This is a genomic window from Citrobacter sp. RHBSTW-00881, assembly GCF_013728515.1.
GTDB classification, from domain to species: domain Bacteria; phylum Pseudomonadota; class Gammaproteobacteria; order Enterobacterales; family Enterobacteriaceae; genus Citrobacter; species Citrobacter braakii.
On record NZ_CP056269.1, the window covers coordinates 3,850,480 to 3,863,247 of the forward strand.

General features: G+C 50.5%; 13 protein-coding genes. 7 read left to right on the forward strand and 6 right to left on the reverse strand.

Features of this window, described 5'->3' with window-relative positions; genetic code table 11:
* Positions 1-19 precede the first annotated feature (19 nt).
* The 4 genes from clpX to bolA form a co-directional block, all read right to left on the reverse strand.
* On the reverse strand, positions 20-1,294 hold the full coding sequence (gene clpX / locus HV311_RS18620; protein ID WP_003831013.1) for an ATP-dependent protease ATP-binding subunit ClpX: 1,275 nt from the start codon (positions 1,292-1,294) through the stop codon (positions 20-22).
* Between the two features lie 126 nt (positions 1,295-1,420).
* Positions 1,421-2,044, reverse strand: coding sequence for an ATP-dependent Clp endopeptidase proteolytic subunit ClpP (clpP, locus tag HV311_RS18625; protein WP_003021624.1), 624 nt, complete (start codon positions 2,042-2,044; stop codon positions 1,421-1,423).
* 247 nt (positions 2,045-2,291) lie between these two features.
* On the reverse strand, positions 2,292-3,590 hold the full coding sequence (tig, locus tag HV311_RS18630) for a trigger factor (protein WP_003021622.1): 1,299 nt from the start codon (positions 3,588-3,590) through the stop codon (positions 2,292-2,294).
* A gap of 344 nt (positions 3,591-3,934) precedes the next feature.
* Entirely contained in the window at positions 3,935-4,252 is a 318-nt protein-coding gene (bolA, locus tag HV311_RS18635; RefSeq protein ID WP_016152051.1) for a transcriptional regulator BolA, read from the reverse strand.
* Positions 4,253-4,557: 305 nt separating this feature from the next.
* Here bolA and HV311_RS18640 point away from each other — a divergent pair, with 305 nt between their 5' ends.
* The 7 genes from HV311_RS18640 (at position 4,558) to cyoE (ending at position 11,909) form a co-directional block, all read left to right on the forward strand.
* Complete coding sequence (locus HV311_RS18640; protein WP_016152050.1) at positions 4,558-5,136, forward strand: lipoprotein; 579 nt, start codon at positions 4,558-4,560, stop codon at positions 5,134-5,136.
* A 44-nt stretch (positions 5,137-5,180) separates the two neighbouring features.
* Positions 5,181-6,656, forward strand: a complete 1,476-nt coding sequence (gene ampG, locus HV311_RS18645; protein ID WP_047416883.1) for a muropeptide MFS transporter AmpG — start codon at positions 5,181-5,183, stop codon at positions 6,654-6,656.
* A 459-nt stretch (positions 6,657-7,115) separates the two neighbouring features.
* On the forward strand, positions 7,116-8,063 hold the full coding sequence (gene cyoA, locus HV311_RS18650; protein WP_003847580.1) for a cytochrome o ubiquinol oxidase subunit II: 948 nt from the start codon (positions 7,116-7,118) through the stop codon (positions 8,061-8,063).
* Between the two features lie 19 nt (positions 8,064-8,082).
* The gene (cyoB, locus tag HV311_RS18655) at positions 8,083-10,074 is read left to right on the forward strand and encodes a cytochrome o ubiquinol oxidase subunit I (protein ID WP_003831008.1); all 1,992 of its coding nucleotides are present in this window, start codon (positions 8,083-8,085) and stop codon (positions 10,072-10,074) included.
* Entirely contained in the window at positions 10,064-10,678 is a 615-nt protein-coding gene (locus tag HV311_RS18660; protein ID WP_003831007.1) for a cytochrome o ubiquinol oxidase subunit III, read from the forward strand. Before cyoB ends, HV311_RS18660 begins: the two co-directional genes overlap by 11 nt.
* Entirely contained in the window at positions 10,678-11,007 is a 330-nt protein-coding gene (locus tag HV311_RS18665; RefSeq protein ID WP_003831006.1) for a cytochrome o ubiquinol oxidase subunit IV, read from the forward strand. The genes HV311_RS18660 and HV311_RS18665 overlap by 1 nt, the downstream gene beginning before the upstream one ends.
* A gap of 11 nt (positions 11,008-11,018) precedes the next feature.
* Entirely contained in the window at positions 11,019-11,909 is an 891-nt protein-coding gene (gene cyoE / locus HV311_RS18670) for a heme o synthase (RefSeq protein ID WP_191220291.1), read from the forward strand.
* Between the two features lie 59 nt (positions 11,910-11,968).
* Here cyoE and HV311_RS18675 read toward each other — a convergent pair whose 3' ends face one another.
* A complete protein-coding gene (locus tag HV311_RS18675) occupies positions 11,969-12,292 on the reverse strand; it encodes a DUF1493 family protein (protein WP_016152048.1) in 324 nt (107 codons plus the stop codon).
* Positions 12,292-12,759 (reverse strand): STM2901 family protein, encoded by a 468-nt coding sequence (locus tag HV311_RS18680; protein ID WP_191220292.1) that lies wholly within the window; start codon positions 12,757-12,759, stop codon positions 12,292-12,294. Before HV311_RS18680 ends, HV311_RS18675 begins: the two co-directional genes overlap by 1 nt.
* Between the last annotated feature and the right edge of the window lie 9 nt (positions 12,760-12,768).

Here is a 12,768-nt window from a genome sequence, read left to right on the forward strand (position 1 = left end):
GTCTGTATGAATTGATGAATTATTCGCCAGATGCCTGCTGCGCTTCCGGCTTACCGTAAATCAGCAATGGCTTGCTCTGGCCGCCAATCACCGACTCATCGATCACCACTTTTTCGACGTCTTCCATAGAAGGCAGATCGTACATGGTGTCAAGCAGCGCGGCTTCGACGATAGAACGCAGGCCACGAGCACCGGTTTTACGTGCCATCGCTTTTTTGGCGATAGCATCCAGCGCTTCCTCACGGAATTCCAGATCAACACCTTCAAGATTGAACAGCGCCTGGTACTGCTTGGTCAGGGCATTTTTCGGCTCTTTCAGGATCTGGATCAGCGCTTCTTCACTCAGTTCGCTCAGCGTCGCTACAACCGGCAGACGCCCGATGAACTCAGGGATCAGACCAAATTTGATCAGATCTTCCGGCTCCACCTGCGACAGCAGTTCACCTTCGCTGGCTTTATCAGACTGCGCTTTTACCGTTGCGCCAAAACCAATGCCGGAGCCCGTTTCAACACGGTTAGCAATGACTTTATCCAGACCGGCAAAGGCACCGCCGCAGATAAACAGGATCTTGGAGGTATCAACCTGCAGGAATTCCTGCTGAGGATGTTTACGCCCCCCCTGCGGTGGAACGGCAGCAACCGTACCTTCGATCAGTTTCAACAGCGCCTGCTGTACGCCTTCGCCGGAAACGTCACGGGTAATGGACGGGTTGTCAGACTTACGAGAAATCTTGTCGATTTCATCGATATAGACGATCCCGCGCTGTGCTTTCTGCACGTCGTAATCGCACTTCTGCAGTAGTTTCTGAATAATATTTTCAACATCTTCACCCACATAACCAGCTTCGGTCAGCGTGGTGGCATCGGCCATAGTGAACGGAACGTCCAGCAGGCGTGCCAGCGTTTCAGCCAGCAGCGTTTTACCGGAACCCGTCGGGCCAATCAGCAGGATGTTACTTTTGCCCAACTCGACGCCATTGCTGGTGTCGCCGTTGCGCAGACGTTTGTAATGGTTGTATACCGCGACCGCCAGCACTTTCTTCGCCTGCTCCTGACCGATAACGTAATCGTCCAGGTGGTTGCGAATTTCATGCGGCGTCGGCAGCGCACTGCGTTCACGGTGCGGTGCTACTTCCTTAATCTCTTCGCGAATGATGTCGTTACATAAATCAACACATTCGTCGCAGATATACACGGATGGTCCGGCAATCAGCTTACGCACTTCATGCTGGCTTTTGCCGCAAAAAGAGCAGTACAACAATTTGCCCGAGCCATCTTTGCGTTTATCTGTCATGGGTCAAAACCTCTTCTTTGTTCTTTGTGCCGCACACGACGACGCAAATGCCATTCTCAGGCGCAAGACGCTAGTCAGCGTTGTGCCGCTCCAGGTAATTATAGCGGTACACCTGCGCGCTGGGCATTAATTACGATGGGTCAAAATCGAGTCGACCAGACCGTACTCTACCGCTTCAGAAGCGGAGAGGAAGCGATCGCGCTCGGTATCACGTTCAATCTGCTCAAGAGATTGACCCGTATGATGCGCCATAAGTTCGTTCATGCGCCCTTTTACCTTCAGGATTTCACGGGCATGAATTTCAATATCCGTTGCCTGGCCCTGGTAACCGCCCAGAGGCTGGTGGATCATGACGCGAGAGTTAGGCAGGCAAAAACGTTTACCTTTCGCCCCGGCAGTCAGCAGGAACGCGCCCATTGAGGCCGCCTGGCCCATACAAATGGTGCTGACGTCCGGCTTAATAAACTGCATGGTGTCATAGATAGACATCCCGGCAGTTATCACTCCACCAGGGGAGTTGATGTACAGGTAGATATCTTTTTCTGGGTTTTCTGCTTCCAGGAACAGCATCTGCGCCACGATCAGGTTAGCCATATGGTCTTCGACCTGGCCGGTCAGAAAAATGACGCGTTCCTTAAGTAGACGAGAATAGATATCAAAAGAGCGCTCACCACGTGAGGTCTGTTCAATGACCATCGGCACCAGCGCCATATGGGGTGCAAAGTTATCTCGTTCGCCGCTGTATGACATTTCCGTCTCCTGGATAAAATTTGAAAAAACCTGCTGTGCTGATTGTAACCTTATGGACGGATTATCAGCTAGTCCCTCTGTAATGGGTACGACATCGCCATAATTCAAGCATAACAATCTTTTGTTGTAACGCTAACACTGAAACGCTGTTTTCGCACTCTTCCCATGCAAAATCCGTGACAAAAAAAAACCCGCCACCAAAAGGTGACGGGCTTGCGTACGAAATTCGTGCTAAATAAGCGACGAATTACGCCTGCTGGTTCATCAGCTCGTTGAAGGAAGTGGCTTTTTCAGTCACTTTCGCTTTCGCCAGAACGGCTTCAACAGCCTGCTCTTCCAGAGCGACGTTACGCATGTTGTCCATCAGCTCTTTATTTTTGCTGTAGAACTCAACAACTTCTTTCGGATCTTCGTAAGCAGAAGCCATCTCTTCGATCAGGCCTTTAACGCGATCTTCGTCAGCTTTCAGCTCGTTGGTACGAATCACTTCGCCCAGCAGCAGACCTACAACTACGCGACGCTTAGCCTGTTCTTCGAACAGTTCACGCGGCAGTTCCAGAGCTTGTTTTTCGTTGCCGCCAAAACGCTGTGCAGCCTGACGACGCAGAACGTCGATTTCGCTGTCGATCAGAGCAGCCGGAACGTCGATGTCGTTAGCTTTTACCAGACCTTCGATCGCCTGAGACTTAACGCGGTTACGCACAGCGCCTTTCAGTTCGCGTTCCATGTTTTTACGAACTTCAGCGCGCAGACCCGCTACGGAACCATCTTCAACGCCGAAACGTTTGATGAATTCTTCAGTCAGTTCCGGCAGTTCGCGCTCTTCAACTTTCTTCAGGTTGATAACGAACTTAGCGGCTTTACCTTTCAGGTTTTCAGCGTGGTACTCTTCCGGGAAGGTCACATCGATAGTGAACTCTTCGCCAGCTTTGTGGCCTTTAACACCTTCTTCAAAGCCTGGGATCATACGCCCCTGGCCCATCGCCAGTACGAAGTCAGACGCTTTGCCGCCTTCGAACTCTTCGCCGTCAACAGATCCGGTGAAGTCGATGGTTACACGATCTTCTGCATCAGCAGCGCCGTCTTTGTCTTTCCAGGTAGCCTGCTGCTTACGCAGGGTGTCCAGCATCACGTCAACGTCAGCGTCGGTGACTTCAACAACCGGTTTTTCAACTTCGATTGCTTCCAGGCCAGTCAGCTCAACTTCCGGGTAAACTTCGAACTCTACCGCGTAAGTAAAATCTTCACCCAGTTTGTATTCGCCCGGAACGTAGTTCGGTGCGCCAGCCGGATTGATTTTTTCTTTGATGATCGCGTCAACGAAGTTGCGGCTCATCAGGTCGCCCAGAACGTCCTGGCGAACAGACGCGCCATAACGCTGAGCAACAACATTCATCGGTACTTTTCCTTTGCGGAAACCGTCAATACGCACTTTCTTCGCTACGTTGACCAGCTCGCTTTTCACAGCGGTCTCGATGCTGTCAGCAGCGATAGTAATCGTTACACGGCGGCCAAGGCCTTGAGTGGTTTCAACTGAAACTTGCATCTTGTTACCTCAAAAAATCACAGTGCTCGGTCAACTCTTCTCCGCAAGCACAGGTTGTTGGCTTCGCGGAACTGGGATGTTCTCATAAGCAATCACATTCCCTGTCGTCAGAATCATCCCGAAGACATTCCGAAAAATAAGACGCGCATTATAGCGGCATCACTTTTATGAGTCGAGAACGGTTATCGCGCGTTGCTGCGGCTTTTTTCACAATTCCCGGCTAATTTTTGTCTGAATACTGTACGACTGCCCCAGAATTCAGACAAAACAAAACGGCCCGCAGGCCGTTTTCACATAATCTGTAGCAACATACTGGAAAAGCGTCGGTTGTTGCAAATCCGTTTTTACGCGATGCTTCCCGCCCCACGACACGGAGGCGATGCAAAAATCGTATCCTGCAACGCTTCCCACTCCTTAATGGTGTAGGTATGCAGGGCAAGTGCATGAACGGTTGTGGAAAGCTCCACCGTTAAGGTGCTGTAAATCATCCGATGACGATTCAGAAAACGCTCACCTGTAAAGCGATCGCTAACCAGTACAACCTTAAAGTGGCTTTCAGAACCTGCCGGGACATTGTGACGATAGCTTTCATCCACAACTTCGAGGAACACGGGTTGGAACGCTGCCCTTAATTTTTCTTCTATTTGCTCACGAATCATCATGAAGTTTTCCTCCGACAACGCTGAGATGTCACCCATCCCTTTAAATACTAGCCGCTTTTACCGCTTTCATTACACCTTAGCAACAAAAAATTAGCGTTTGTCTGATTTTCTCAACCAAATGGATGAAGTTCACTAAATCCTCACTTCGATTTATTGCAAAAAGTCCGTTTATGGTCTCCACAAAGACATAAAACTGACAACACAATGAATTTACATGCGTTACCCACTTCCCCTCATCGTTGGCGATGTTATGATGGCGGGAATTTTCTCCAACCATACAATTTAGATTCGCTGAGAGCCCTGGCATGTTTAAAAAAATCCTCGTCCCGTTTGTCGCGCTGTTTATGTTAGCTGGATGCGCAACGCCGCCGACCACTATTGAAGTTTCCCCGAAAATTACCCTGCCACAGCAGGACCCGAGCCTGATGGGTGTGACCGTTAGTATCAATGGTGCCGACCAGCGTCAGGATCAGGCGCTGGCAAAAGTTACCCGTGACAACCAGCTTGTTACCCTGACCGCGTCCCGCGATCTGCGCTTCCTGCTGCAAGAAGTACTGGAAAAACAGATGACCGCACGCGGTTATATGATTGGGCCAAACGGTGCTGTTAACCTGCAAATCATTGTTAGCCAGCTGTATGCAGACGTGTCCCAGGGTAGCGTGCGCTATAACATCGCCACCAAAGCAGACATCGCCATCATTGCGACTGCAGCTAACGGCAACAAGATGACCAAAAACTACCGCGCAAGCTATTCTGTTGAAGGCGCACTGCAAGCTTCTAACAAAAATATCGCTGACGCCGTTAACAGCGTGCTGACCGATACCATCGCTGATATGTCTCAGGACACCAGCGTTCACGATTTCATCAAGCAGAACGCTCGTTAATTTCTGCCCATATGGCCCGGCGTTCGTCGGGCCTATAGAAGCCCATGTCCAGTCATTACTTACGTATTTTTCAGCAACCACGTTCAGCTATCCTGCTCATACTGGGATTCGCCTCCGGTTTACCACTCGCACTGACCTCGGGTACGCTTCAGGCATGGATGACAGTCGAGAATATCGATCTTAAAACTATCGGTTTCTTTTCTCTGGTCGGCCAGGCCTACGTGTTTAAGTTCCTCTGGTCTCCGCTAATGGACCGCTACACGCCGCCGTTTTTAGGTCGACGCCGTGGTTGGTTGCTGGCAACTCAGGTGCTGTTACTGATTTCTATCGCCGCGATGGGCTTTCTGGAGCCTGGCACGCAGCTACGCTGGATGGCCGCGCTTGCGGTGGTGATCGCGTTTTGCTCGGCATCGCAGGATATCGTCTTTGACGCATGGAAAACCGACGTGCTACCCGCCGAAGAACGCGGCACCGGCGCGGCTATCAGCGTGCTGGGCTATCGTTTAGGGATGCTGGTTTCCGGTGGGCTGGCTCTGTGGATGGCCGACCGCTGGCTGGGCTGGCAAGGAATGTACTGGCTGATGGCGGCGCTGCTGATACCTTGCATCATCGCTACCCTGCTAGCGCCCGAACCGACTGATGCCATTCCGGTGCCCAAAACGCTGGAGCAAGCGGTTGTGGCCCCGCTGCGCGACTTCTTTGGTCGTAACAACGCCTGGCTAATTCTGCTGCTTATCGTTCTGTATAAGCTCGGGGATGCCTTTGCCATGAGCCTGACTACAACCTTTTTAATCCGCGGCGTCGGATTTGATGCGGGTGAAGTTGGCGTGGTGAATAAAACGCTTGGACTGCTGGCAACCATCGTTGGCGCGCTGTACGGCGGGATCCTGATGCAACGCCTTTCGCTGTTTCGCGCATTGCTGATTTTCGGCATCCTGCAGGGGGCGTCGAATGCGGGCTACTGGTTATTGTCCATCACTGACAAACACATGTTCAGTATGGCCGCCGCCGTCTTCTTTGAAAACCTGTGTGGTGGCATGGGTACGGCAGCGTTTGTCGCCTTATTAATGACGCTGTGCAATAAGTCCTTTTCAGCGACCCAGTTCGCTCTGCTCTCCGCGCTTTCAGCCGTTGGTCGCGTTTACGTTGGCCCGGTAGCAGGTTGGTTTGTTGAAGCGCACGGGTGGCCAACGTTTTATTTGTTCTCTGTGTTTGCCGCTATCCCCGGCCTCATACTGCTGCTGGTTTGTCGTCAGACTCTGGAACATAGCTGGCAAAATGAGAGCTTCATTCCGCGCACGGAATTTCGTAGCGCGTACAGCCTGGCATTAATGACGTTGGTTGCGGGCTGCTGTCTGCTGGTGGTTTGGCTGCTGCTATTAACCATGAACGCGCTGGATTACACCAACTTCTCCTTCCTGCCGGAACTGCTGGAAATCTCGGTGGTGGTCGCGGTCTGCGGGGTCGTTTTTGGTGGATTGCTGGATTATCTGGCACTGCGCAAAACCCGCCTGGCGTAAAAATCCACATTAATATCGCCGTTGTAATCACCCTGCGTAATTATAACGGCTAAATAAACAACAATTACTAAAAATATTATTTGTTATTTTGTGCGCCAAAGAATTTGGAAATTATTGACGCCTTTTATATATACTATTTCCCTTACTCGATTCAGCCACTACAGATTTATTTTTTGTTCTTCAATTGTCTTTTTATTGATAATCAATTGTTAAACAATTGTTTTATTTTCGTATTGGTTATACCAATTGCCCTCAGCACGTCTCCCGCTTGCCCGCTTTCGTTATAACGTGATGTTGCAACAGGTTCTTAAAGTCAAAACGACATATATTGCAACATATGTGACATGCCCGGCAGAACCCAGTAACACAGATCCAAGGATGTTTACAGTAATGTAACCTTCCCGTAAAATGCCCTCACACTTTAAACGCCACCCGGTCCCGTGGAATTGAGGTCGTTAAATGAGACTCAGGAAATACAATAAAAGTTTGGGATGGTTGTCATTAATTGCAGGCACTGCATTACTCAGTGGCTGTAATTCTGCGCTGCTTGACCCTAAAGGACAGATTGGACTGGAACAACGTTCTCTGATACTGACGGCATTTGGCCTGATGTTGATTGTCGTTATTCCTGCCATCTTGATGGCTGTTGGTTTCGCCTGGAAGTATCGTGCAAGCAATAAAGATGCGAAGTACAGCCCGAACTGGTCACACTCCAATAAAGTGGAAGCTGTGGTCTGGACGGTGCCGATCTTAATCATCATTTTCCTTGCAGTACTGACCTGGAAAACTACTCACGCTCTTGAGCCAAGCAAACCGCTGGCGCATGACGAGAAGCCCATTACCATTGAAGTGGTTTCCATGGACTGGAAATGGTTCTTCATCTATCCGGAACAAGGTATCGCTACCGTGAATGAAATCGCCTTCCCGGCGAATACTCCGGTTGAGTTCAAAGTGACGTCCAACTCCGTGATGAACTCCTTCTTTATCCCGCGTCTGGGTAGCCAGATTTATGCCATGGCCGGTATGCAGACTCGACTGCATCTGATCGCCAACGAAGTCGGTACTTATGATGGTATCTCCGCAAGCTATAGCGGACCAGGCTTCTCCGGTATGAAGTTCAAGGCTATCGCAACAAAGGACCGCGCCGAATTCGACCAATGGGTTGCTAAAGCTAAACAGTCCACGAACACCATGAGCGACATGGCTGCGTTCGAAAAAGTGGCTGTGCCAAGCGAATACAACCAGGTGGAATACTTCTCCAACGTGAAACCAGATTTGTTTAAAGACGTTATTAACAAATTTATGGCTCACGGTAAGAGCATGGACATGACCCAACCCGAAGGTGAGCACAGCGCACACGAAGGAATGGAAGGCATGGACATGAGCCACGCGGAATCCGCTCACTAAGGGGCCGAGGAAGAATACGATGTTCGGAAAATTGACGCTGGATGCAGTGCCGTTCCATGAACCAATTGTCATGGTTACGATCGCTGCCATTATCATCGGTGGTGCGGCCTTACTGGGCCTAATCACTTACTTCGGTAAGTGGACCTACCTGTGGAAAGAGTGGCTAACTTCGGTTGACCACAAACGCCTTGGCATCATGTATGTCATTGTCGCAATCGTCATGTTGATTCGTGGCTTTGCCGACGCCATCATGATGCGTAGTCAGCAAGCGCTGGCTTCTGCAGGTGAAGCGGGCTTCCTGCCACCTCACCACTACGATCAGATCTTCACGGCTCACGGCGTGATTATGATCTTCTTCGTGGCAATGCCATTTGTTATCGGTCTGATGAACCTGGTGGTTCCGCTGCAGATCGGCGCACGTGACGTTGCATTCCCATTCCTGAACAACCTGAGCTTCTGGTTCACCGTTGTCGGCGTAATCCTGGTTAACCTCTCTCTGGGCGTGGGTGAATTCGCACAGACCGGTTGGCTGGCGTACCCGCCACTCTCGGGAATAGAGTACAGTCCAAGCGTCGGGGTCGATTATTGGATATGGGCAGTCCAGTTGTCCGGTATTGGTACAACCCTAACCGGGATCAACTTCTTTGTGACCATCATTAAGATGCGTGCGCCAGGAATGACCATGTTCAAGATGCCGGTATTTAGCTGGGCATCGCTGTGTGCGAACATCCTGATTATCGCGTCTTTCCCAATCCTGACGGTTACCGTCGCGTTGCTGACCCTGGATCGCTATCTGGGCACCCATTTCTTTACCAACGATATGGGCGGCAACATGATGATGTACATCAACCTGATTTGGGCCTGGGGCCATCCGGAAGTGTACATTCTGGTTCTGCCGGTCTTCGGTGTGTTCTCCGAAATCGCTGCAACCTTCTCACGTAAACGTCTGTTTGGTTACACCTCACTGGTGTGGGCAACCGTCTGTATCACCGTTCTGTCGTTCGTTGTTTGGCTGCACCACTTCTTCACCATGGGTGCAGGCGCTAACGTAAACGCCTTCTTCGGTATTACCACCATGATTATCGCCATCCCGACCGGGGTGAAGATCTTCAACTGGCTGTTCACCATGTACCAGGGTCGTATCGTATTCCACTCAGCGATGCTGTGGACGATTGGCTTTATCGTTACCTTCTCAGTCGGCGGCATGACCGGCGTACTGTTGGCGGTTCCGGGTGCGGACTTCGTGCTGCACAACAGTCTGTTCCTGATTGCGCACTTCCATAACGTTATCATCGGCGGCGTCGTATTTGGATGCTTCGCAGGTATGACCTACTGGTGGCCAAAAGCGTTTGGCTTCACGCTGAACGAAACCTGGGGTAAACGCGCATTCTGGTTCTGGATCATCGGCTTCTTCGTGGCGTTTATGCCGCTGTATGTGCTGGGCTTTATGGGGATGACCCGTCGCCTCAGCCAGCAGATTGACCCGCAGTTCCATCCGATGCTGGTCGTTGCCGCCTGCGGTGCCGCGCTGATTGCATTGGGTATCCTGTGCCAGCTGATTCAGATCTTCGTTTCTATTCGCGACCGCGAGCAGAACCGCGACCTGACCGGTGACCCATGGGGTGGTCGTACGCTGGAGTGGGCAACCTCTTCCCCGCCTCCGTTCTACAACTTTGCCGTTGTGCCGCACGTTCATGAGCGTGATGCCTTCTGGGAAATGAAAGAAAAAGGTGAAGCGTACAAGCAGCCTGCGCACTATGAAGAAATTCATATGCCGAAAAACAGCGGTGCCGGTATCGTCATTACCGCCTTCGCAACACTGTTTGGTTTCGCCATGATCTGGCATATCTGGTGGCTGGCGATTGCAAGCTTCGCAGGCATGATCATCAGCTGGATTGTGAAAAGCTTTGATGAAGACGTGGATTACTACGTGCCGGTCCCGGAAGTCGAAAAACTGGAAAACCAGCATTTCGATGAGATTACTAAGGCAGGGCTGAAAAATGGCAACTGATACTTTAACGCACGCGACTGCCCACGCGCACGAACACGGGCACCACGATGCAGGCCAGACCAAGATCTTCGGATTCTGGGTCTACCTGATGAGCGACTGCATTCTGTTCTCTATTCTGTTTGCAACCTATGCCGTTCTGGTGAACGGCACCGCTGGTGGCCCAACGGGTAAGGACATTTTTGAACTGCCGTTCGTTCTGGTTGAAACATTCCTGCTGTTATTCAGCTCTATTACTTACGGCATGGCGGCGATCGCCATGTACAAGAACAACAAGAGCCAGGTTATCTCCTGGCTGGCGTTGACCTTCTTGTTTGGTGCCGGATTCATCGGGATGGAACTCTATGAATTCCATCACCTGATTGTTAACGGTATGGGTCCGGATCGCAGCGGCTTCCTGTCTGCGTTCTTCGCGCTGGTCGGCACGCACGGTCTGCACGTCACCTCCGGTCTTATCTGGATGGCGGTGCTGATGGTGCAAGTTGCTCGTCGCGGCCTGACCAGTACTAACCGTACCCGCATCATGTGCCTGAGCCTGTTCTGGCACTTCCTGGATGTGGTGTGGATCTGTGTGTTCACTGTTGTTTATCTGATGGGGGCGATGTAATGAGTCATTCTAACGAGAGCGGCGGCGCATCCCATGGCAGCGTAAAAACCTACATGACAGGTTTTATCCTGTCGATAATCCTGACGGTTATTCCGTTCTGGATGGTCATGACAGGTTCTGCCTCTCCAGCCGTCATTCTGGGAACTATTCTGGCAATGGCAGTGGTACAGATTCTGGTGCACCTGGTGTGCTTCCTGCACATGAATAGCAAATCTGATGAAGGTTGGAACATGACAGCCTTTGTCTTTACTGTGCTAATCATCGCCATCCTGGTTGTGGGCTCCATCTGGATTATGTGGAACCTTAACTACAACATGATGATGCACTAAGAGCGGCGATTATGATGTTTAAGCAATACCTGCAAGTAACAAAACCAGGCATCATCTTTGGCAACCTGATCTCGGTGATTGGGGGATTCCTGCTGGCCTCGAAAGGCAGCATTGATTATCCCCTGTTTATCTACACGTTGGTTGGGGTGTCACTGGTTGTGGCGTCGGGTTGTGTATTTAACAACTACATCGACAGGGATATCGACAGGAAGATGGAGAGGACCAAAAACCGCGTGCTGGTTAAAGGTCTGATTTCCCCTGCGGTCTCGCTGGTATACGCCACCCTGCTGGGTATTGCTGGCTTTATGCTGCTGTGGTTTGGCGCGAACCCTCTGGCCTGCTGGCTGGGGGTAATGGGCTTCGTGGTCTATGTGGGCGTCTATAGCCTGTACATGAAGCGCCATTCCGTTTATGGCACGCTGATTGGCTCACTTTCCGGCGCTGCGCCGCCGGTGATTGGCTACTGCGCCGTAACCGGTGAGTTCGATAGTGGTGCGCTGATTCTGCTGGCTATTTTCAGCCTGTGGCAGATGCCGCACTCTTACGCGATTGCGATTTTCCGCTTTAAGGATTATCAGGCAGCCAACATCCCGGTACTGCCGGTGGTGAAAGGTATTTCGGTCGCGAAGAACCATATCACGCTGTACATCGTGGCGTTTGCTATCGCCACGCTGATGCTCACCCTGGGCGGCTATGCTGGTTATAAATACCTGATTGTTGCTGCGGCGGTGAGTGTCTGGTGGTTGGGCATGGCGCTGCGCGGTTATAAAGTGGAAGATGACAGGGCCTGGGCGCGCAAGCTGTTCGGTTTCTCCATCATCGCCATTACCGCGCTTTCCGTGATGATGTCAGTTGACTTTATGGTGCCAAACTCGCAGAACTTGCTGACTTACGTCTGGTAAAGATCTGCTGATACGAAAAGGGTGCTTCCGGCACCCTTTTTTATTGGCAGGGATGTTATTCAGTCATAAAGCCATTTTCCCGCCTTTGCTGACTCTATAATCATCTCTACTGTCAAAGGCTTTAATTCAATTTCAGGAGGATCTTTTTTCCAGAAAGGGTATTCTTGTTCAATATAATTCCTTCCATCAAAGTTCGAATATTCAATATCAAAATGCTCAAATAAATCAGCTAAAAAATCATATGCATCTTCCGGAATAAACTGAAAATCATCCTCTAGGGTCCATTCTTTCGTGACCTGCTTAAGACCAGGCCTAAACCAACGTTCCCTGATTGGGTAATTCTTCATGATGTACTCAATAACTTCAGCTTCATAATTTCTCATCAGAAAGATGTCCACTGTATGCGATCTTTGGGTCGTGCGATGAGGTTGTATTTATCGCGGGTATGTTTTGTCACCGCGAACAAAAGCACGATTAACTGAGCATGCCCGACAAAAGGAACCCAACGGCCTATGTAAGTTGCTATTTGGTTTGTTGGAACCATCTTCAATTTGGAAAACTTCCCCATAGGAGCGTGTAGTCTAAAACCAAACGGGAACCGAGCCCCTTTCAGAAGTTTTCTACATAGAATTGATGCAATACTAGTGCCTGGAGTGTTCGTGGCTGCTGATAGTTTTCCTTTGACAGGAATAAATGGTTGACCGATCAAAACCAGCATAACAGCGTCTGTGGTGATACCTAATGAATCTGCCAACTGCTCAATGAATATCAAATCAAACAGTTCACCCGACGTTACGTTAGCGTGACCATGATACCAATAGGTTCCATTCGCCTCTTCAGTTGTGTCCATTCAATCCCC